This window comes from Sphingobium yanoikuyae (genome assembly GCF_034424525.1).
Classification (GTDB): Bacteria; Pseudomonadota; Alphaproteobacteria; order Sphingomonadales; family Sphingomonadaceae; genus Sphingobium; species Sphingobium yanoikuyae.
This window is the reverse complement of sequence record NZ_CP139979.1, coordinates 814,045-834,535: the sequence shown is the minus strand read 5'-3', so window position 1 is coordinate 834,535 and position 20,491 is coordinate 814,045. Positions and strand designations below refer to the sequence as shown.

The following is a 20,491-nucleotide window of genomic DNA, read 5'->3' as shown; positions in this document are numbered from 1 at the left end:
TCAACGGGAAAGCGGCGCCCTGTCCGCAAGCCATGGGTCATGCAACCGGTCTAGACCAAGTCGGGGCGATTATGCCAGCCAAGAGATGGCCATGGCCCAATGGTCAGAAGGCGGTGTTGAGCCGATCCATGAGTGCGCGGGCCGGACTGTCGGCCAGCGGCGCGTCCGGCGACAGCATCCGTTCCTCCAGCCGCGCCACCCGGCCATAAAGCTCCTGGCTCGCCTCGATCAGCGATCGGGCGGCGAAGGGGAAGTCGCCGGCAATGCCCGGATCGGTGGCGGTGGCGCGGCCGAGCCGATATTTCTCATCGGCCACATCCGCATCGCCAATCTCGCCACGCTGCCAGGCGCGCTGACTGAGCAGCCAGGCGATGATGTGCATCAGCCGGGTCGTCACCTTGAGCGATTCACAGGCGAAGGACACGCGGCGCAGCGGATCGTCGGCGGCAAACTGCCCGGCCTCATCCGCGTCGAAATAGGAGCGCGCCTCATCCGCCATCACCATCGCCTCCATATAGAGGCCATCGACAAGGCGGCGATGAAGGCCGGGATCAAGGGCGGCTGCGTTGCGCATAGGCCTAGCTGACATATCGCGATGCGATAGTCAGGGCCGTGGATGGCGCCGGAAGCCCGCCTGTCCCATTTGGGATCGCTTTACGCCGCAGTCCCGCAATTTTGCGACGCGGCGGACGCATCAGGCGATGATGTCCGGGACCAGCGCGTCTTCGAGCGCAACGATCTCATCGCGCAGCCGCAGCTTGCGCTTCTTGAGGCGCGCGACCTGCATCTGGTCGCCCACCCCGCCATCGACCAGCGCCGCGATCGCGGCATCGAGATCACGATGCTCGACCCGCAGCAACTCCAACCGGCGCATAATGTCTTCGCGGCTCACCAAGCCCCCGCCTTCCGAACCCAACATAGCCTCTCCTGATAGCCCGGCGCAGGCGCGCGGGCCATCGCAATTTTACCGACGGCCTATCGCAAAGCGCGAATCATCGCGAGACAGGTTCGCCGAATCATGATCTACTTCGTCATCCATCACCCTCGTAAGGAGAATGTCATGGAAAATTCCCACGTTTCAGCTCTTTCCGCAAAGCATGCCGGGCTCGAAGCCCGGATCAAGGCCGAGTCGAGTCGGCCGATGCCCGACGACATTCTCGTCGCCTCGCTGAAGAAGCAGAAATTGCGGGTCAAGGAAGAGATGCAGGGCCGACATTAAGCCCATTCCGCACGGAAAAGGCCGGGGCCGGATCACCGGACCGGCCATTTTCCTGCCAGCGGGACGCAGCGCATCGATCCAGCCGGAAACCCGGCCAGATTTTCGACATAGTGCAGCGGATGACGCCTAGCCGGGGAAGATGACCTGGCGATGACAGGCGTCCAACGTGGCAGCCTTCGGCCAACACCCGGTCCCAATTGGAAGCGGTACGGCAGCATTGAACAGGTCGCATATGAAAAAGCCCCGCGCGGCGAACCGGCGGGGCCTTTTGCCAACCCATTCATATCATCGACATCAGCGGCGCGTGATCGTCGCGGAACGCAGATAATCCGGCAACGCCTGCCGCGACACACCGTTGGCGACCGGCTTGCGCGCCAGTTGCGGGTCGATCGGCGCGTCGAAGGCAAAGCCGATCTTGTCATCGCGCGACCAGGCGACCGCCCCCTCGACCAGGCCGACTCCGCGCAGTTCGAGGCGAAGCCGCGTGCCGGCGGGGATGGCGCGTTCGCAATCCGCCATCAGGCCGGTGGCCGACAGATTGCGCACGCGCGCCTTTCCCAGATCGACGCCATCGATCGTACTGAGACTGGTGAGCAGGAACAGGCTGTCGCGCGGCGCGGAACGAGCCGGTCCCCGATCAGAATTTCCCGTTTCCTTGTCCATGACTATTCCCGCAAAATGACACTTGGCCAACAGGATAGTCATGCGACATGGAGAAAGGGTTAACCGCCGCAGGGGGTTAATCGTCGCGGGAGACTTTTTCCTGACGCTCGTGTCGCTCCTGCGCCTCGACCGTCATGGTCGCGATCGGACGGGCTTCCAGCCGGCCCAGCGAGATCGGCTCGCCGGTGACTTCGCAATAGCCATATTCGCCTTCATCGATACGGCGGAGCGCCGCGTCGATCTTGGAGATCAGCTTGCGCTGGCGGTCGCGGGTGCGCAGCTCGATCGACCAGTCGGTCTCGCTCGATGCGCGGTCGTTGAGGTCGGGTTCGCGCAGCGGTTCATTCTGCAGCACAGCGAGCGTGCCTTCCGCTTCGGACAGGATCTGTTTCTTCCAGTCCCAGAGACGCTGCCGGAAATATTCCTGCTGCAGGGGGTTCATGAATTCTTCGTCAGCCGACGGACGATAATCGTCCGGGAGTGTTACGGTCGATTTTGGCGGCTTCACACCGTCTTTATCGGAATTCAGTACCGATGCCATCTGGCTCTCCGACTCGAGAGGCCCCGGCGCTGTAAGTTCCGGGCGCCCATGACTTTTGTTTGAGCGGGCCTCATAGCCACCGCGACGAGGCGATACAAGCGGACAATGCGCACTCCGGCGCATCCCCTAGGCCAGCTGACGCACCCGGAACGGACAGCGCGACTCCATCAGGGTTTTCCCCGATCTCGCCATCCGGATGTTCATGCAGCCCATCCTTAACGTTCCACAATGACACGTTAACCATTGCGATTGACTCAAACACCCGGTTTTTCGGACCTTTTACGGCGCAAAGATGGTTAATGCCCTTGCAGTTAACGCTTTATTTTGCGTTGGTATGCAGTAGGGAATGGCAGGGTTCACGCTACGGAAGGGTCCGATGGCGCGAATGGGTAAACAGGACTAGAGAAGATCCTATGTCGGTTCGGATGGCTTTGGCAAAATTGTGCGCCTGCACTTGTGGCGGCGCCATCATTGGCGGGGGCGCCGTCCATGTGGCGGAAAATGCGCGTCCGGCAACGGTCTACAGCACCAAGAGTGTGAAGGCCAAGCCGCGCCAGCGCGTCCTGGCCACGGCCAAGCGCCCGCCGGCCAAGAAGCCCGCCCCGATCCGCTTGACCGTGACCACGCCGTCGCCGCCCATCCCGCTGCCCCCGCCGCCGGTGCAGGCCGCTTTGCCCCTGATGGCTGGCGGGCCGACCCCGACCGCAGCGCCGATCGGCGGCAGCAGCGGCTTTGGCGGCAGCAGCGGTTTCATCGGCGGCTTCTTTGGTGGCGGTAGCAGCGGTGGCGGCACGGTGGTGATCTCCACCACCGGTTCGACCGGTTCGAGCGGTTCCAACTCGCCCACGCCGCCGACATCGACGACCAGCGGTTCGGATTCGCCGACCCCGCCGACGTCGACCTCCAGCGGCACGACGTCGACCACGACGACCTCGACGTCGACCTCCACATCGACATCGACCTCTACGTCCACATCGACGTCTACCTCTTCCTCGTCGGGCGCGACATCGACTTCCACGTCCAGTTCGACCTCGACCGGATCGTCGAGCTTCGGCAGCACGTCGTCGAGCAGCTCGACCAGCAGTTCGACGTCGACCTCGACATCGTCGGGCACCTCTTCGGGCACGCCGCCGCCTCCCGCGCCGCCGCCGCCGACCGATGTGCCGGCGCCGCCGATGGTACTGCTGTTTGGCGCCGGTGCCGCCGCACTGCTGATGCGCAAGCGCCTGGCCGATCGCAATACGGAGCTGTCGATCGAGGGCCATGGCCCGGCCAAGCCGATCCCGATCATCCGTACCGGCAATATCTGAGCCGGCACTGTCCGAGAACCAAAAAGGGCGGCCCTGGGGCCGCCCTTTTCTTTTACCGACAGGATTTCCCGCTCAACTGCGGGCGATGATCTTCTCGATCTCACCGACCGGATGATTGGCCAGATCCTTGGCGATCTCGCCGACCAGCCGGTCCTGCACTTCCTTGTGATAATGTTTGCGCATCTCGCCCAATGCCGTCGGCGGGGCGACGATGATCAGCTTCTCATAATCCTGCGCGAAGGCGCGGCGCTTGAGCAGGTCGGCCGCTTCCGCCGCGAAGCGTGCCTCCTCCAGTTCATGGAAATCGGTCTGTTCCTTACTGCTGCGATGGCTGCCGACCGAATTGAAGGCGCGGCCGGGGGCATCCGAAGCCTGGTCCCGGTCGGCCGGATTATCCTGCACCTTCACCTCTTCCGCCTCCAGCTGGGGAAAGGCGCGGTCGCCCTTGTTGCGGAAGAAGAGCAATTTGCGCCCGTCCGCCACCAGCACCATCGCATCATGATCGATCTGCATCGCCTTCTCCTTCATTTTGTGGACGCATCACCAACGGGCGAAGGCGCACAGGGTTGCGTGGCCTCGTTCGCGACGGCATAGGGCAGCGATGCACGACATCCGCTTCATCCGCGAAAATCCCGCCGCTTTCGACGCCGCCCTGGCGCGCCGTGGCCTGCCCCCGCTGTCCGCCGACATATTGGCGCTGGACGAGAAGAGCCGCGCGCTCAAGACGGAGCTGCAGCAGGGGCAGGCCCGCCGCAACGAGGCGAGCAAGGCGATCGGTCAGGCGATGGCGGCCAAGGACATGGCCAAGGCCGAGGCGCTGAAGGCCGAGGTCGCGGCGCTCAAGGAAGGCACGCCCGCGCTGGAAGCCGAAGAGGCCGAGGTCGGCGCGGCGCTCAATGCCATGCTGGCGGCGATCCCCAACCTGCCCGCCGACGATGTGCCGCAGGGCGCGGATGAAGCCGGCAATGTCGAGCTGAGCCGCTGGGGCAATATCCGCGCATTCGATTTCGCCGCTCAGGACCATGCCGATTTCGGCCCGGCGCTGGGGCTGGATTTCGAGGGTGGCGCGGCCCTGTCGGGCGCGCGCTTCACCGCGCTGCGTGGCCAGATGGCGCGGCTGCACCGCGCGCTGGCGCAATATATGCTCGACACCCAGAGCGGCACCAACGGCTATGAGGAAACCAATCCGCCGTTGCTGGTGCGCGACGAGGCGCTGTTCGGCACGGGCCAGCTGCCCAAATTCGCCGAGGATCTGTTCCGCACCACCGATGGTCGCTGGCTGATCCCGACTGCCGAGGTATCGCTGACCAATCTGGTCGCCGAGCAGATCGTGCCGACCGACGCGCTGCCGGTGCGGCTGACGGCACTGACCCCCTGTTTCCGGTCCGAGGCCGGATCGGCCGGGCGCGACACGCGCGGCTTCATCCGCCAGCATCAGTTCGAGAAGGTCGAACTCGTCGCGATCTGCGCGCCCGAGGAATCGGACGCCGAGCATGAGCGGATGGTGCAGGCGGCCGAGGGCATTTTGCAGGCGCTGAACCTGCCCTATCGCAAGATGCTGCTGTGCAGCGGCGACATGGGCTTTGGCGCGCGCAAGACCTATGACCTGGAAGTCTGGCTGCCGAGCCAGGCGACCTATCGCGAGATCAGCTCCGTCTCCAACTGCGGCGATTTCCAGGCGCGGCGGATGAACGCCCGCTACAAGCCGGAGGGGGAGAAGGCGACCCGCTTCCTCCATACCCTCAACGGCTCCGGCCTGGCCGTGGGCCGCACGCTGGTCGCGGTGCTGGAAAATTACCAGCAGGCCGATGGCAGCGTGATCGTGCCCGAGGTGCTGGCGCCCTATATGGGCGGCATCACCAAGCTGGAGCCGCGATAAGCAAGGGAACGGGCGATGCGCATCCTCCTCACCAATGACGATGGCGTCCATGCGCCGGGGCTGAAGGTGCTGGAGGCGATCGCCCGCACCCTGTCCGACGATATCTGGATCGTCGCGCCCAGCGAAGAGCAGTCGGGCGCGGGCCACAGCCTGACGCTGACCCGGCCGCTGCGCATCCGCAAGCATGGCGAGAAGCATTATAGCGTCACCGGCACGCCGACCGACGCGGTGATGATGGCGGTCGGCCATCTGATGAAGGACGCGAAACCGGACCTGGTCCTGTCGGGCGTCAATCGCGGCGCCAACCTGGCCGAGGACGTGACCTATTCAGGCACCGTCGCCGCCGCGATGGAGGGCGCGATTTCCGGCATCAAGTCGATCGCGCTGAGCCAGGTCTATGCCCGCGAGGCGATGGGCGACGCCGTGCCCTTTGCTGCGGCAGAGGCCTGGGGCGAGCGGGTGCTGCGCCCGCTGATCGCGATGCCGGCCAGCCCGCGCCTGCTGTTCAACGTCAATTTCCCCGCGATCGACCCGGACAGGGTCAAGGGCGTGCGCGTGGTGCGGCAGGGCTTCCATGACATCGACCGGACCAAGATCATCGAGGGCACCGACCCGCGGGGCTATCGCTATTACTGGTTTGGCCTGGGCCGCAGCGATTCCGCGCCGGAGGGGACCGATCTGGCGGCCATCGCAGAAGACTATATCGCGGTGACGCCGCTTCATTATGACCTGACGCAGGATGGCGCGCTGGCGGCGACGGCGCAGGCATTTTCGGACTGATTAACGCTCCGGGGGGAGACCATATGGCTGGACATTCAAGGGGGCGGCGCTGGCTGCCCATGGCGCCGCTGCCGCTGCTGCTGGCGGGTTGTATCCCTGCCCCGGTGCAGGACAGCGCGCCCTATGCCGCACCCTTGCCCCCGGTCCAGCCGGCGCCCGCCATTCCACCATCGCCCAGCATGCCGCCGCAACCGATCAGGCCCGAACCGCAGATGATCGAGCGCAAACCGGTCTGGACGGCGCAGCAGGTGACCGCGAATGCGCGGACGGTGGCCGCCAGCCTCTACAGCGTGCAGCCGGGCGACACGCTGCGCGGCATCGGCAACCGCACCGGCGCGGGATCGGACGCGATCGCGCGGGCCAATGGGCTGGCGCCGCCCTATGCGCTGCAACCGGGGCAGAGCCTGTCGATCCCCGGCGGGCGCTATCATGCGGTGGCAGAGGGGGAGACCGGCATCGCCATCGCCGTGGCCTATGGCGTGCGGTGGAGCGACATTGTCGACATCAATGGCCTCTCCGAACCCTATGTGCTGCGGCGCGGGCAGCGGCTGCTGCTGCCCGGCGGCGAGATGCCGGCCGCCCCGGTGACGGCGCAGCCGGCGCGGGCGCCCGCATCCAGCCTGGAGCAGCGCGCCGCCGCCTTCCGCATCGACATTGACGACGTGCTGACCGGCGGCCAGCCCGCCGTCGCCGAGGAGAAGCCGCGCACGGTGGCCAAGGCCCAGCCCCGCCCCCTGCCCTCCAATGTGCCGATCGCCCAGCCCGGCGGCTTTTCCGGCCAATTCGCCTGGCCGCTCAAGGGCAATATCCTGTCACGCTTCGGCCCCGGCGAAAGCGGCGCCAAGAATAACGGCATCGACATTGCCGCGCCGATCGGCACGCCGATCCGGGCGGCAGCGGACGGCGTCGTCGCCTATGCCGGCGACAGCATCGCGGTGTTCGGCGGCCTCATCCTCATCACCCATGGCAGCGGCTGGGTCAGCGCCTATGGCCATGCCAACCGGATCGACGTGGTGCGCGGGCAGAAGGTGACGAAGGGCCAGGTGATTGGCCTCAGCGGTGACACAGGCTATGCCAGCAAGCCGAAACTGCATTTCGAGCTGCGCAAGGACCGGGTGCCGATCAATCCCATGACCCAATTGCCCACCCCATGAAGATCGCGCCGCCGCCTTCGGCATCGCCCATGGCCGGCTTTCTGCGGCGGCGATCGGCACTGCCGGTCTGGGCGGACCTCGCCTGGCGGGTGGTGCTGGTCTTTGGCCTGATCGCGATCGTGCTGGCGCTCCACTGGTTCGGGCGCGACGGTCTCAAGGACAATTATGACGACCAGATCAGCTTCATCGACGTGCTCTATTTCACCACGGTCACCGTCACCACGGTCGGCTATGGCGATATCGTGCCGGTCTCGCCCGAAGCGCGCCTGTTCGAATCCATCTTCGTCACGCCGATCCGGCTGTTCGTCTGGATCATTTTCCTCGGCACCGCCTATAATCTCTTCTTCCGCAACATCCTCTACAGGTGGCGCATGGCACGCATTCAGGCCGATCTGCACAATCATATCGTCGTCACCGGTTTCGGCACCAGCGGCCAGGAGGCGGTAAACGAACTGCTGGCGCGCGGCACCGACCCGCGCGAGATCGTGGTGATCGACGGCAGCGAGAAAGCGCTGGACCATGCCGAGGCGCTGGGCTGCAACGTGCTGTGCGGCGACAGCACGCGCGACAAGACGCTGAAGGATGTCGCCATCCACCGTGCCCGCACGATGATCGTGTCGGCCGGGCGCGACGACACGTCGATCCTGATTACGCTCACTGCGCGCCATCTGGCGCCGCGCCTGCCGATCAGCATTGTCGTGCGCAACGAGGATAATGAAGTGCCCGCGCGCCAGGCCGGCGCCACCACGGTTATCAACCCGGTCAGCTTTGCCGGGCTGCTGCTGGCCGGCAGCACCAGCGGCAAGCATATTGCCGACTATATGGCCGATCTCGCCGCCTCGGGCGGCCGGGTGAAGCTGCACGAACGGCCGGTCCTGCCGCAGGAAATCGGCCAGCCGCTTTCGGCGATCGGTACGGGGCTTGGCGTGCGCATCTATCGCGGCGACCATCCGATCGGCTTCTGGGAGGAAGGCGCAAAGCGGCTCCAGACGGGCGACTGCATCATCGAGATCGTGGAAGAAACCGGCGCCACGCCCCGCCCCGACGATCAATAGGTTCAAATCAGCGACAGACTGAACATGTTTGTTGCGTCACAGCAACATAGGGCAAAATTCGTGCTACCAACGGTGCAGCGCAGCATGCGGCCAATTGCCTTGCTGTCATAGAATGGCAACACTCCCCCTCAGGTCTGATTTTTGAGGGGTAGAATATGCGCTTGAAAAATGTCCTGAAAACCGGCGTTCTGCTGTCCGCCTTCCTTTATAATGCACCGTCTTTCGCCCAATCCGCCGCGCCGCAGGCCGAGGATGCCGGGGCCATCATCGTCACCGGATCGCGCATCCGCCAGAATCCGCTGGACCAGGACAAGCCGATCGTCACGGTCGATCAGGAAGCGATCGCGCGGACCGGCCTTTCCTCCATCGCCGACGTGCTGCAGCGCATTCCGAGCGCTGGCGGCGGCCTCAACACCAAGGTCAACAATGCCGGCAATATCGGCGGCCCGCCCGACGGCACCGGCGTCAGTTCCGGCTCGGCCGAAATCGACCTGCGTTACCTGGGCGCCAAGCGCACGCTGATCCTGGTCGACGGCATGCGCTATGTGAACGGATCGGCCGCCGGCGGCATTCCCGCATCGGTCGACTTGAACTCCATCCCTGCCAGCATGATCGAACGGGTCGAGGTGCTGCAGTCGGGCGCCTCCCCGCTCTATGGCTCCGACGCGGTTGCCGGCGTCGTCAACATCATTACCAAACAGTCGCAGAAGGGCCTCGACCTGTCCGCCCAGTTCGGCACCTACGAACAGGGCGATGGCGAAACCTATGACCTCAACGCCAGCTATGGCCTTCAGTCCGATCGGGTGTCGATCGTCTTTGGCGGCAATTATGTGAAGCAGCAGAGCGTCCGCACCGCCGATCGTTCCATCTCCCGCTTCCCCAATCCGGGCCAGACGAACTGCGCCGACCCGATCGGTGGCTGTTCCGGTGCCACGCCCAATGGCCGTTTCATGATCGGCGACGAGGATCTGACGCTGATCGCGCCGGTCAGCGGGCGCCCGACCTATCCGGGAGACTTCAAGAATTTCACCTCGGCCGATCGCTATAATTTCGCGCCGGAAAATTATCTGCTGACGCCCTCGGAACGCTATGGCGGCTTCCTCAACGCCAAATTCGAATTTTCCGACAATGTCAGCCTGCGCACGCGGCTGGTCTATCAGCATCGCAGTTCGACCACCCAGGCCGCACCGCTGCCGCTGTTCGTCGGCCCGGATGCGGGCAACGGCAATCTGCTCGACACGATCAGCATCGATGCGACCAATCCCTATAATCCGTTCGGCTTCACCTTGTCGTCGGGTGCCAATGGCGAGCCGGCGACCTATTCGCTGATCGCCCGTCGCTTCGTCGAGGGCGGCCCGCGTATCTTCAGCCAGGATGTCGACACCTTCACCATGCAATCGACGCTCGAAGGCTCCTTCGGGGTCGGCGACAAGACATGGTATTGGGACGTCAACGGCATGTATGGCAGCAATGACGCGCATCAGGTGTTCACCGGCAACCTGAACGCCGCCAAGCTGGCCCAGGCACTCGGTCCGGTCGCGGGCTGCACCGGCGATTGCGTGCCGTTCAACATCTTCGGCGGGGCCGGGTCGATCACCCAGGCCATGCTCGACTATGTGACCTTCGACCAGAAGGATCGCAGCACGCAGGAATTGTGGGACGCCACCGCCAACCTGTCGGGCGAATTGTTCGACCTGCCGGGCGGCGCGGTCGGCTTCGCCGTCGGCTACGAGCATCGCAACCAGCGCGCCAGCTACACCCCCGACCCGATCATCACGGCGGGCCTGGGCGCCGACGTGCCGACCAGCCCGGCCGCCGGCAGCTTCAATGTCGATGAAGTCTATGGCGAAATCCGCATTCCGTTGCTTGCGGACAAGCCCTTCTTCCAGAAGCTGGAACTGGACGGCGCGGTGCGCCATTCCAACTATAGCAGCTTCGGCAGCAACACGACCTTCACCGTGTCGGGCCTGTGGAAGCCGGTCAGCGACCTGCTGCTGCGCGGCGGCTATGCCGAAAGCCTGCGCGCGCCGAGCATCGGCGAAATGTATGCCGGCCGGTCGCGCACCGACCAGACGATCAACGATCCCTGCACCAGCGCGAACGGCGGCTCCTTCCAGACCAACGCCACCGTGCGCGCCAACTGCATTGCCAATGGCGTGCCGGCCGATGGCAGCTATGACGAGCCGACCGGTGGCCAGTTGGGCGTCTTTTCCAGCGGCTCGACCAACCTGAAACCGGAAACCGCCAAGACCTGGACCGCCGGCATGGTCTACAGCCCGGCCTGGGCACGCAACGGCTTTGCCAGCGCGCTCAGCCTTGAGGTCAATTATTATAATATCCGCCTCAAGAACGCGATCGACTCGGTGCCTGCGACGCTGACCCTGCGCCGCTGCGCCTTCGATGCCGATCCGGTCAGTTGCGCCTCGATCAGCCGCACGCCCAGCGGTCTGGTCGCCGGCATCGACGCCACGCTGCAGAATCTCAACGCCATCAACACCGACGGCATCGACGGATCTTTGATCTATCGCTCCAAGCCGGTGGGCGAAGGCACGGTCGGCCTGACGGTCAACGCCGCCTATCTGCTGAGCTATGACATCAAGGCCCCGGCCGAGCTCAATGCACCGACCATCAAATGCGCCGGCACCGAACGCTGCGGTTCGGTCGACCAGGCCTATCCTCGCTTCAAGGCGACCACCACGCTCGACTATTCGGCCGACGCCTGGGGCGTTTCCTTCACCGGCCGCTATATCAGCAAGGTGACGGAGAGCGACGGCCATGTCATGGGATCGACCTTCTATGGCGACATGCAGGCCTATTTCTCGCCGGCCTGGCTTGACCATCGCACCCGGCTGACGATCGGCGTCAACAACCTGTTCGACAAGGATCCGCCGGCCTGCTTCACCTGCGACAGCGCCAATTTCGATCCGACCACCTATGATGTGCCGGGCCAGTTCGGTTACATCCGCCTGTCCTACAAGATGTAACGGATCAAGGGCTTAGCTAGAACGAAGGGCGCGTCCATTTGGGCGCGCCCTTTGTCTTTTCGGCTACCCCGTGACATTTGGCGCAAAAATCCCTATGTGCGCGCCGATCATGGCAACCAAAATCCCAGACGCGCCGAAGATCGGCATGGTTTCGCTCGGCTGTCCGAAGAACCTGGTCGACTCCGAACGTATCCTGACCAAGCTGCGTTCCGACGGCTATCAGATGTCCGCCGACTATGCCGGCGCCGACGTCGTGCTGGTCAACACCTGCGGCTTCCTCGATTCCGCCAAGGAAGAATCGCTCGAGGCGATCGGCGAGGCCATGGCCGAAAATGGCCGCGTCATTGTGACCGGCTGCATGGGCGACGAAGCGGACGTGATCCGCGCGAAATTCCCGCAGGTGCTGGCCGTCACCGGCGCACATCAATATGAGCAGGTGGTCAATGCGGTGCATGAAGCGTCGCCGCCCATCCCCAACGCCTTTGTCGACCTGGTGCCCGAAGGTGGCCTCAAGCTCACCCCGCGTCACTACAGCTATCTGAAGATTTCAGAGGGCTGCAATCATCGCTGCTCCTTCTGCATCATCCCCTCGATCCGCGGCGACCTGGTGTCGCGGCGCATCGACGCGGTGCTGCGCGAGGCGGAAAAGCTGGTCGCGGCCGGCACCAAGGAATTGCTGGTCATCAGCCAGGATACCTCGGCCTATGGCGTCGACACCCGCCATGAGCCGCGCATGTGGAAGGGCCGCGAGGTCCGCGCCCATATGACCGATATGGCGCGCGAGCTGGGCCAGCTGCGCACGGCGGACGGCGTCGCTCCCTGGGTCCGCCTCCATTATGTCTACCCCTATCCCCATGTCGACCATGTCATCCCGCTGATGGCCGAAGGGCTGCTGACGCCCTATCTCGACATTCCCTTCCAGCATGCTTCGCCGAGCGTGCTCAAGGCGATGAAGCGCCCGGCCAATGAAGCCAAGGTGCTGGATCGCATCCGCAAGTGGCGCGACATCTGCCCCGACATCGCGATCCGTTCCAGCTTCGTCGTCGGCTTCCCCGGCGAGACCGAGGCGGACTTCCAGTATCTGCTCGACTGGCTGGACGAGGCGCAGCTCGACCGCGTCGGCGCCTTCCGCTTCGAGCCGGTCGAGGGCGCTGCCGCCAACGACCTGCCGGGCGCGGTGCCCGAAGAGGTCAAGGAAGAACGCTATCAGCGGATCATGGAAAAGACCGCCGCGATCAGCGCCGCTAAGCTGCAGGCCAAGGTCGGCCGGGTCATGCCGGTGATCATCGACGAGGTCGGCGAGCCGGACGAGGAAGATGGCAGCATCGGCGCCACCGCGCGCAGCCAGGCTGACGCGCCGGAAATCGACGGTAATGTCTTCCTGCGCGACGTCGGCGAAGGCCGCAAGGCGGGCGACATGTTCGACGTACTGATCGAGGATGCCGATGATCACGACCTGTATGGCGTGCCCGTCTGACCTAACGAGAACCGGATATCAGGGCCTGACGAACGCGTCCTGATATTCGGTCTTGATCACCTTGTAGATCGCGGCGTCGACCGGCAGCTTGATGTCATAGCTGCCCTCGGCATAGGGGCCGGCGCCATAGGGGCCGATCGTCATCTGAATGCCGTCGATCAACTTGCCGTCGCGCGATGTCGGCGCCAGCACCTGTTTCATCGGATCGATGCATTTGGTGAAGTCGTCATCGCCCGGCACCACCGGCGCGCCGCGCTTTTCCGCCCGCGCTTGGTCCAGCGCTTTGCAGAAATTGTCGTGGATGGCCGTTGCAAAGGCCGGTTCGGAGGTCAGCAACGCGCCGAAATCGGTCTCGCGCCGCCGTTCCTTGTCCCACAGCAGCGCTTCATAGCCGGTCATGCCATGGGCGCCGCCGGTATACATGTAATTGGCGGATTCGAGCGCCAGGAAGCGCGGCGTATCCGCCATCACGCTCCAGCGCGTCTCGCGGCTGTGGGCGTGGAAGGGGAAGCCGGCCTTTTTCGCCGAATCCCGGTCCTGCGTCGCCATCTTGAGCGCATCGGCCTTGTTCTCCGCCATGGCCCTGGCGAAACGATCGACCAGCGTAGGGATCGCCGCCGCCTGCGCCGGATAGGCGTAGAGAAATTCCAGCAGTTCGGTCTTGTCCGACTGCTCGAATGGTTTGGCGGGTGGGGCAGCGGGTCGCGTGGTGCCGGCCATGCGGTCGACAAAGGCGCGCATCGTCGCATTGGCGGGCATGTTGCCGCCGGGCGTGTCATCCTCAGTCGATTTCGAGCAGCCGGACAGCAACAGGGCTGCGAGCAGCAGCCCCGTCGTCCCGTTCCCCCACCCTGCCCGCATCAGTGCGGCTTGGCCGTCAGACAGCGTTCGCTGATCGCCTTGCGCGCATAGTCGCCGGCGAGCGCGCGATGGATATTGGGCCAGCCTTCGGCCACCAGCGCCTGCTCGACCGCATGGGCGTTGGCGAACTGGCCGCTTTCGGCCAACGCATAGGCGCGGGCGCGCAGCGCCTGCAGGCCGCTATTGTCGGAACGGATCATGGCTACTCTCCTTGCCGTTTATTATAGGCTGGAACCTAGGCACTCCAGCCGCAATAGGCAAATGCCCTGACGGCCGGCCGGGTTTCCACCGGGGCGAAAGAAGATGCAAAAATGGCCCGTTCCCATGTGGAGCGCTTTCTCCTACATCCCTGTGCATGACCGAATTTGCCGACCTGCTCAAAGCCGATAATGGCCAGCCCGCCCGTTCCATCCAGCTGATCGAAGCGGCCGAACTGGACGCCTGGTTCACCGCCCAGCCCGAGCGGGTCCGCGCCCTGATCAGCGCCCAGAAATTCCACGCCAAGCCGAACGAATATGCGATCGTCCCCGGCGAGGGACAGAGCGACTGGTCAGTCGTGGCGGGCGTGGCCAAGCGCGACGCGCTCGGCAGTTGGTGCCTGGCCAGATTGGCCGAGAGCCTGCCCGAAGGCAGCTATCGCCTGACCGAGGGCAGCACCGGCGCGGCGGCGCTGGGCTGGCTGACGGCGCAATATCGGTTCGAACGCTATCGCAAGGATGAAGGCGCGGCCGGGCCGCGCGTGTTGCTGACCGGCGACGTCGCCCGGATCGAGGCGATCGTGCAGCAGGCCGAAGCGGTGGCGCTGGTCCGCGACCTGGTGAACACGCCGGCCGCCGACATGGGGCCGCAGGATCTGGAAGATGCCGTGCGCCAGTTGGCGCAGGCCCATGGCGGCGAGGTGCAGGTGACGCGCGGCGACGCGCTGGAGCAGGGTTTCCCGATGATCCATGCCGTCGGCAAGGCGGCGGACAAGAGTTTTGCCCCGCGCCTCATCGAAATGGCCTGGGGCGACCCCGCCGCGCCGCGCATCGCCGTGGTCGGCAAGGGCATCTGCTTCGACAGCGGCGGCCTCGACATCAAGCCATCATCGGGCATGCGCCTGATGAAGAAGGATATGGGCGGCGCGGCCCATGCGATCGCGCTGGCCCGGCTGATCATCGGCGCGCGCCTGCCAGTGCGGCTGCACCTGCTGGTGCCGACCGCCGAAAATGCCATCAGCGGCAATGCCTTCCGCCCCGGCGACATATTGCGCAGCCGGCAGGGGCTGACCGTGGAGATCGGCAATACCGACGCCGAAGGGCGGCTGGTGCTGGGCGATGCGCTGACCCGCGCGGGCGAGGAAAAGCCCGAGCTGATCGTGGATTTCGCGACCCTGACCGGCGCGGCGCGCGTCGCTGTCGGCCCGGATCTGCCGGCGCTGTTCACCAATGACGAGGCGCTGGCGAGCGACATTGCGGCGGCCGGCACGGCGGTCGACGACCCGACCTGGCGCCTGCCGCTGTGGGATGGCTATTATGACATGCTGAAGTCCGACATTGCCGACATGAACAATGCCGGCGAAGGTGGCTTTGCCGGCGCGGTGACCGCCGCCCTGTTCCTGCAGCGTTTCGTGCCGGAGGGCACGGCCTGGATTCACCTCGACACCTTCGCCTGGCGACCGGCGGCCCGTCCGGGCCGGCCCAAGGGCGGCGAGGCGCTGGGCCTGCGCGCGGTCTTCCGCCTGCTCCAGCAGCGCTATGACGGCGCGCGATAGCCAAACTGCAATATCCTGCGATCCGTTACGCAACCGGATTGGCTATCATGCGTTAGGGGGGCATGAACGCGCTCGCTTCCCCGCAACAGGCCGCCCAGATCGACCGTCCCGGCATACAGCCGCTCAGCCAGTGGATGCGGACCCTGGTGGATTATGTGCGGTCGGGAAAACCCGACCTCACCAACCGCCAGATGGCCCTGATGCTGACCGTCTATATCGGCGATGGCCCGCATACGGTGCGCGGCCTGGCCGAACAGTTGCATGTGTCCAAGCCGGTCATCACCCGCGCGCTGAACAAGCTTTCGGCGCTCGGCTATCTCCGACGAGAGCGGGATGCGGCCGATCGGCGCAATATTTTCATCACCCGCACGTCGAAGGGCGCGGAATTCCTTGACGCCTTTCACCATTTCATCGCAGGAACCGCGCGCGATGACAGGCCAGATCAACACCACGCGGAACGCACCGCCTGAAAGAACCCGGTTCAAGCTGGACGGCAGATCCGTAGCGCTCGACCACCGCGTCCATGCGGCGCGTGGCGACCTTGCGGACATCTCGCTCGCCGGCGTGCTCTTTTCCGCCCATTATGCGCGCGCGGTCGAACTGACCTGCGTGGCGCCCGGCGCGCCGATCCTGTCCCAGCCCTCGCACAATGCCGAGGCGGTCAGCGAATTGCTGCGCGGCGAAAGCTTCCATGCGCTCGACGTCACGACCGACTGGGCCTGGGGCTTTTGCGGGCATGACGGCTATGTCGGCTATATCCGCCGCGACGCGCTGGACGTGAAGGAGGCGGTCAGCCACCGCATCGTCAACCAGAGCGCGCCGCTGTTCAGCCGCGCCGACATCAAGGCGCCGATCGCCGATCACTGGCCGCTGGGCGCCCGCTTCGGCGGCGAGACCGAGGACAGCTTCCTCGCGACCGGCGACGGCTTCATCCATGGCCGCCATGCCGCCCCGCTCGACTCGCCGGAAAGCGACTGGGTCGCGGTGGCGCAGCGCTATCTGGGCCAGCCCTATGTCTGGGGCGGCCGTGGCCATCGCGGCGTCGACTGTTCGGGCCTGGTGCAGGTTGCGCTGGGCGAATGCGGCATCGCCGTACCGCGCGACACCGACCTGCAGTGCGAGGGCATTGGCGCGCCGATCGAGGCGAGCGTGCCGTTGCAGCGCGGCGACCTGATCTTCTTCCCCGGCCATGTCGGGATCATGACCGACGCCACCCATATGCTGCACGCCAACGCCCATTGGATGGCCGTGGTGGTCGAGCCGCTGGCCGATGTCGTCGCCCGGCTGGCGCCCGACCATGAACAGCCGATCATCGCGCGGCGGAGGATTGCCCTGTGACCACGAAGATCTTCATCGACGGCGGCCATGGCACCACCGGCATCGAGATTGCCGATCGCCTGGCCGACCGGCCCGAACTGTCGCTGATCACGGTCGACGAGAAGGATCGCCGCAACATGGCGGCCCGGCGCGACGCGCTGAACGCGGCCGATATCGTGATCCTGTGCCTGCCCGACGATGCCGCGCGCGAATCCGTGTCGATGATCGACAATGACAACACCCGCGTGATCGACGCATCGACCGCGCACCGCGTCGCCGACGGCTGGACCTATGGCTTCCCCGAACTGGAGCCGGGCCATCGCGAGCGACTGGCCAACAGCCGCTTCGTCGCCAATCCCGGCTGCTGGCCGACCGGCTTCCTGGGCCTGGTCCGTCCGCTGGTACTGGCCGGCCTGCTGCCGGCCGACTGGCCGGTGACGGTATCGGGCGCGTCGGGCTATTCGGGTGGCGGCAAGGCGATGATCGCCGAATATGAGGGCGCCGAGGGCGCCCCGACCGCCTTCCGCGCCTATGGCCTGAGCCTGGCGCACAAGCATGTACCGGAAATGACCCGCTATTCGGGCCTGGCCCATCCGCCGCTGTTCGCGCCGGCCGTCGCCAATGCCTATCGCGGCATGCTGGTGGAAGTGCCGTTGCAACTGCGCGCCATGCCCGGCACGCCATCCCCGGCGGACATCCATGCCGCGCTGGCCGCCGCCTATGCAGGGTCGCCGATCGTCGGCGTGACGCCGCTGGCCGACAGCGAAGCCATGGCACAGATTGAGGTCGAGCATGTCGGCGCGACCGACCGCCTGTCACTGTCGGTGTTCGGCAATGCGCAGAGCGGCCAGGCGCGTCTGGTCGCCACGCTCGACAATCTGGGCAAGGGGGCGGCGGGTGCCGCCGTGCAGAATCTCAATATCCTGGCCGGCCTGCCGGAGACCGCCGGGCTGCGGCTCTAAAACGCCGCCAGCCAGACAGCAAAAAGGGCCGGAGCGTTCCATGACGCCCCGGCCCTTTTGCTTTCAGACGATCAGTGGATCGTGCCAAGCGGCTGGTGATGGGCGAGCAGCACGATCAGCCGCTCGATCTGGCGCCAGTGGCAGAAATGGATGTGATTGCCGAGGTCGCGGCTGCGATCGGCCCGCGCCGCCGCCTCATAGCCGGCATTGGCGCCGAAGGTCGCGATCAGTTCCGTCGCATCCTCATAGCTCTTTCGATCCGAAAGATATGGCATGTGCATGCGACCCCCGATTTTTGCGCGCCCTTTCCCCTCCCCTATCAACCCCCATGCCAGTTTGGCGCTTTGGCGCAGCAGGCCGATGACGAGGGTGAACGGCCGGTTAGCCAAGTCCCGCAGCGGGACAGGCGCGCCATTTCGGGACGCCCACCGTTCCGATCCGGGACAGGCGAGACGCGGACGACAAGCGACTGGCCATGGGCGGCGGGCCATGGCAAGGATGGGCCATGAACAAGGCGAAGAATCCGACCGGCGCGGGCGCCATCATCGCATTGCTGATCATGACCGGGGCGATCGGCGGCGGCCTGCTGGGCCAGCCCAGCATCGGCCTGCTGGTCGGCACCGGGGCCGGCATCCTGATCGCCCTGCTGCTGTGGCTGCGCGAACGAAAAGCTTAACTAACCACCCGCGCAACGGAGCGCCTTGCCGGGCGTCGCATCGCCGCATAGATGTGGCGACATGAAGAAGCATTTCATCGCCATCCCCCTCGTCGCGCTGGTCATTGCCGGCGGCGCCTTCCTCTATTTCGCGCAGGGCGACACGGCCCAGTTGCCGGCCGGTGCCGATGTCGGCCGGGAACCGCGCTTCACCACGCCGCGCAACGAGTTTTTCCCGACGGTCAACATCGCCGAAGTGAAGCCGTGGAAGGCCGGGGAAAAGCCGGTCGCCGCCAAGGGACTGGTGGTCGAGCGCTTCGCCGAGGGGCTGAGCCATCCGCGATCGCTGCTGCGCCTGCCCAATGGCGACATATTGACGGCCGAGACCAACAGCCAGCCGCGCCCGCAGACCGGCATCGTCAGCCGGGTGATGAATTTCCTGATGAACAAGGCCGGCGCCGGCGTCCCCTCGCCCGACCGCATCAGCCTGCTGCGCGACACCGATGGCGACGGCAAGGCGGACACCAAGACGGTGTTCCTGAGCGGCCTCTACTCGCCCTATGGCATGGCGCTGATCGGCGACACCCTCTATGTCGCCAACACCAATGCGCTGATGGCCTTCCCCTATAAGGAAGGCGAGACCAAGATCAGCGACAAGGGGCGGAAGATTCTGAACCTGCCTGCCCAGGCACCGAACATGCACTGGACCCGCAGCCTGACCGTCGGCCCCAACGGGCTGCTCTATGTCGGCGTCGGATCGAACAGCAATATCGGCGAAAATGGTCTGGAAAGCGAAGCGAACCGCGCCGCCGTGCTGGAGGTCAATCCCAAGACCGGCGACTATCGCATCTATGCGTCGGGCCTGCGCAACCCGGTCGGCTTGGCGTTCGAACCCAGGAGCGGCGTGCTGTGGGGCGTGGTCAATGAGCGCGACATGCTGGGCGGCGACCTGGTCCCCGACTATCTGACCCGCGTCGAATTCGGTGCCTTCTATGGCTGGCCGTGGAATTACTGGGGCGGCTATGAGGATCGCCGGGTCCAGCCGCAGCGGCCGGAAATCCGCGAATATACCAAGCGCCCCGACTATGCGCTGGGCAATCATGTCGCGCCGCTGGGCTTGAGCTTCTCCAAGGATGCGCAGCTTGGCGCCGCCTATGGCAATGGCGCCTTTGTCGGCCTGCATGGCAGCTGGAACCGCAAGCCGGCCGCCGGCTACAAGGTCGTGTTCATTCCGTTCGAGGATAATGGCGAAGTCGGCAAGGCCAAGCCGACCGACGTGCTGACCGGATTTCTCGACGCACAGGGCGCGGCGCGTGGCCGCCCGGTCGACGTGACCGTGGACGCCAAGGGCGCACTGCTGGTGGCGGACGATGTCGGCGGTGTCGTCTGGCGGGTGACCCGCGCCCAATAATCATGGCGCGCCCGGCCGGAGCGTTGAAAAAAACTTGTTCGCAAGACCAGACGCTTAATTTCGGCCGGGCAACAGCCGGGATATATTGCCCCGTTCGCGCGCTGATACGCGATGCGACAGGCGTCCAAGATGAAACCGATCGAACCGGCGGAGCTATATCAGCTGCGGGCGGACAGCGCGCGGCGATCCCTTCATCACTTGCGCATGGAAGCGCTGGGCCAGCCGGACCGACGACAAGGCTATGATCTGGAGCATGATCGTCGGTTAGCGGAAATGTATTTCAACACCTTCGCCGCCCTCGCCCACCGCCAGCGTCACAGCGACACGCTAAGCCTGGCCCGCGTCATCAAGACGATGGCCGATGCCGCGCCACTGTGCGACACCGCCGTCGATCCGCCGCGTTGCCGCAAAGAACTGGACCGACTGGTCAACGAATTTCTGAGCCTCGCCGAAAAGGACGGCGACTGAGA

At 65.3% G+C, this 20,491-nt stretch carries 24 protein-coding genes; 15 read left to right on the top strand and 9 right to left on the bottom strand.

The window, feature by feature from the left end; translation table 11 throughout:
* Positions 1–103: 103 nt before the first annotated feature.
* A complete protein-coding gene (locus U0025_RS03930; RefSeq protein WP_010337951.1) occupies positions 104–574 on the bottom strand; it encodes a DUF1465 family protein in 471 nt (156 codons plus the stop codon).
* Positions 575–694: 120 nt separating this feature from the next.
* Positions 695–874, bottom strand: a complete 180-nt coding sequence (locus U0025_RS03925) for a YdcH family protein (protein ID WP_037492086.1) — start codon at positions 872–874, stop codon at positions 695–697.
* Positions 875–1,060: 186 nt separating this feature from the next.
* Between U0025_RS03925 and U0025_RS03920 the strand changes: the two genes are divergently transcribed.
* Positions 1,061–1,219: a YdcH family protein gene (locus U0025_RS03920; RefSeq protein ID WP_010337949.1), complete on the top strand. Its 159-nt coding sequence runs from the start codon at positions 1,061–1,063 to the stop codon at positions 1,217–1,219.
* 294 nt (positions 1,220–1,513) lie between these two features.
* On the opposite strand, the gene U0025_RS03915 is transcribed toward U0025_RS03920, so the two are convergent.
* The 3 genes from U0025_RS03915 to U0025_RS03905 form a co-directional block, all read right to left on the bottom strand.
* On the bottom strand, positions 1,514–1,882 hold the full coding sequence (locus U0025_RS03915) for a PilZ domain-containing protein (RefSeq protein ID WP_004211402.1): 369 nt from the start codon (positions 1,880–1,882) through the stop codon (positions 1,514–1,516).
* Between the two features lie 76 nt (positions 1,883–1,958).
* Entirely contained in the window at positions 1,959–2,423 is a 465-nt protein-coding gene (gene dksA, locus U0025_RS03910) for an RNA polymerase-binding protein DksA (protein WP_004211401.1), read from the bottom strand.
* 520 nt (positions 2,424–2,943) lie between these two features.
* Positions 2,944–3,549 (bottom strand): hypothetical protein, encoded by a 606-nt coding sequence (locus U0025_RS03905; RefSeq protein WP_037492085.1) that lies wholly within the window; start codon positions 3,547–3,549, stop codon positions 2,944–2,946.
* Positions 3,550–3,598: 49 nt separating this feature from the next.
* Here U0025_RS03905 and U0025_RS03900 point away from each other — a divergent pair, with 49 nt between their 5' ends.
* Complete coding sequence (locus U0025_RS03900) at positions 3,599–3,733, top strand: hypothetical protein (RefSeq protein WP_017501572.1); 135 nt, start codon at positions 3,599–3,601, stop codon at positions 3,731–3,733.
* 72 nt (positions 3,734–3,805) lie between these two features.
* Here U0025_RS03900 and U0025_RS03895 read toward each other — a convergent pair whose 3' ends face one another.
* On the bottom strand, positions 3,806–4,246 hold the full coding sequence (locus U0025_RS03895; protein ID WP_004211399.1) for a host attachment family protein: 441 nt from the start codon (positions 4,244–4,246) through the stop codon (positions 3,806–3,808).
* An 88-nt stretch (positions 4,247–4,334) separates the two neighbouring features.
* Here U0025_RS03895 and serS point away from each other — a divergent pair, with 88 nt between their 5' ends.
* The 6 genes from serS to rimO all read left to right on the top strand — a co-directional run bounded on the left by serS (position 4,335) and on the right by rimO (position 13,062).
* Complete coding sequence (serS, locus tag U0025_RS03890) at positions 4,335–5,612, top strand: serine--tRNA ligase (protein ID WP_004211398.1); 1,278 nt, start codon at positions 4,335–4,337, stop codon at positions 5,610–5,612.
* A gap of 15 nt (positions 5,613–5,627) precedes the next feature.
* Positions 5,628–6,392 (top strand): 5'/3'-nucleotidase SurE, encoded by a 765-nt coding sequence (surE, locus tag U0025_RS03885; RefSeq protein WP_004211396.1) that lies wholly within the window; start codon positions 5,628–5,630, stop codon positions 6,390–6,392.
* A gap of 23 nt (positions 6,393–6,415) precedes the next feature.
* The gene (locus U0025_RS03880; RefSeq protein ID WP_004211395.1) at positions 6,416–7,546 is read left to right on the top strand and encodes a LysM peptidoglycan-binding domain-containing M23 family metallopeptidase; all 1,131 of its coding nucleotides are present in this window, start codon (positions 6,416–6,418) and stop codon (positions 7,544–7,546) included.
* A complete protein-coding gene (locus tag U0025_RS03875; RefSeq protein ID WP_004211394.1) occupies positions 7,543–8,601 on the top strand; it encodes a potassium channel family protein in 1,059 nt (352 codons plus the stop codon). Before U0025_RS03880 ends, U0025_RS03875 begins: the two co-directional genes overlap by 4 nt.
* A 155-nt stretch (positions 8,602–8,756) precedes the next feature.
* Positions 8,757–11,585, top strand: a complete 2,829-nt coding sequence (locus U0025_RS03870) for a TonB-dependent receptor domain-containing protein (protein WP_004211392.1) — start codon at positions 8,757–8,759, stop codon at positions 11,583–11,585.
* A gap of 94 nt (positions 11,586–11,679) precedes the next feature.
* Positions 11,680–13,062 carry a 30S ribosomal protein S12 methylthiotransferase RimO gene (gene rimO, locus U0025_RS03865; protein WP_174320756.1) on the top strand — a complete coding sequence of 461 codons (1,383 nt, stop codon included), beginning with the start codon at positions 11,680–11,682 and terminating at the stop codon, positions 13,060–13,062.
* A gap of 18 nt (positions 13,063–13,080) precedes the next feature.
* On the opposite strand, the gene U0025_RS03860 is transcribed toward rimO, so the two are convergent.
* Together U0025_RS03860 and U0025_RS03855 are read right to left on the bottom strand one after the other, a co-directional pair.
* Entirely contained in the window at positions 13,081–13,923 is an 843-nt protein-coding gene (locus U0025_RS03860) for a DUF4163 domain-containing protein (RefSeq protein WP_004211389.1), read from the bottom strand.
* Positions 13,923–14,123, bottom strand: coding sequence for a hypothetical protein (locus tag U0025_RS03855; protein ID WP_004211387.1), 201 nt, complete (start codon positions 14,121–14,123; stop codon positions 13,923–13,925). The genes U0025_RS03860 and U0025_RS03855 overlap by 1 nt, the downstream gene beginning before the upstream one ends.
* Before the next feature lie 155 nt (positions 14,124–14,278).
* On the opposite strand from U0025_RS03855, the gene U0025_RS03850 reads away from it, so the two are divergent.
* The 4 genes from U0025_RS03850 to argC all read left to right on the top strand — a co-directional run bounded on the left by U0025_RS03850 (position 14,279) and on the right by argC (position 17,955).
* The gene (locus tag U0025_RS03850; protein ID WP_004211385.1) at positions 14,279–15,676 is read left to right on the top strand and encodes a leucyl aminopeptidase family protein; all 1,398 of its coding nucleotides are present in this window, start codon (positions 14,279–14,281) and stop codon (positions 15,674–15,676) included.
* A 62-nt stretch (positions 15,677–15,738) separates the two neighbouring features.
* A complete protein-coding gene (locus tag U0025_RS03845; RefSeq protein WP_004211384.1) occupies positions 15,739–16,146 on the top strand; it encodes a MarR family transcriptional regulator in 408 nt (135 codons plus the stop codon).
* Positions 16,106–17,014, top strand: coding sequence for a C40 family peptidase (locus tag U0025_RS03840; protein ID WP_004211383.1), 909 nt, complete (start codon positions 16,106–16,108; stop codon positions 17,012–17,014). Before U0025_RS03845 ends, U0025_RS03840 begins: the two co-directional genes overlap by 41 nt.
* Entirely contained in the window at positions 17,011–17,955 is a 945-nt protein-coding gene (argC, locus tag U0025_RS03835) for an N-acetyl-gamma-glutamyl-phosphate reductase (protein ID WP_004211381.1), read from the top strand. Before U0025_RS03840 ends, argC begins: the two co-directional genes overlap by 4 nt.
* A gap of 71 nt (positions 17,956–18,026) precedes the next feature.
* Here the strand turns inward: argC and U0025_RS03830 are convergent, their stop codons facing one another.
* On the bottom strand, positions 18,027–18,230 hold the full coding sequence (locus tag U0025_RS03830) for a hypothetical protein (protein ID WP_004211380.1): 204 nt from the start codon (positions 18,228–18,230) through the stop codon (positions 18,027–18,029).
* A 230-nt stretch (positions 18,231–18,460) separates the two neighbouring features.
* Here U0025_RS03830 and U0025_RS03825 point away from each other — a divergent pair, with 230 nt between their 5' ends.
* From U0025_RS03825 to U0025_RS03815, 3 genes are all read left to right on the top strand, one after another.
* A complete protein-coding gene (locus tag U0025_RS03825; RefSeq protein ID WP_004211379.1) occupies positions 18,461–18,631 on the top strand; it encodes a hypothetical protein in 171 nt (56 codons plus the stop codon).
* Positions 18,632–18,692: 61 nt separating this feature from the next.
* Positions 18,693–20,021 carry a PQQ-dependent sugar dehydrogenase gene (locus U0025_RS03820; protein ID WP_004211377.1) on the top strand — a complete coding sequence of 443 codons (1,329 nt, stop codon included), beginning with the start codon at positions 18,693–18,695 and terminating at the stop codon, positions 20,019–20,021.
* 129 nt (positions 20,022–20,150) lie between these two features.
* Complete coding sequence (locus U0025_RS03815) at positions 20,151–20,489, top strand: hypothetical protein (protein WP_004211375.1); 339 nt, start codon at positions 20,151–20,153, stop codon at positions 20,487–20,489.
* The last annotated feature ends 2 nt before the right edge of the window (positions 20,490–20,491 follow it).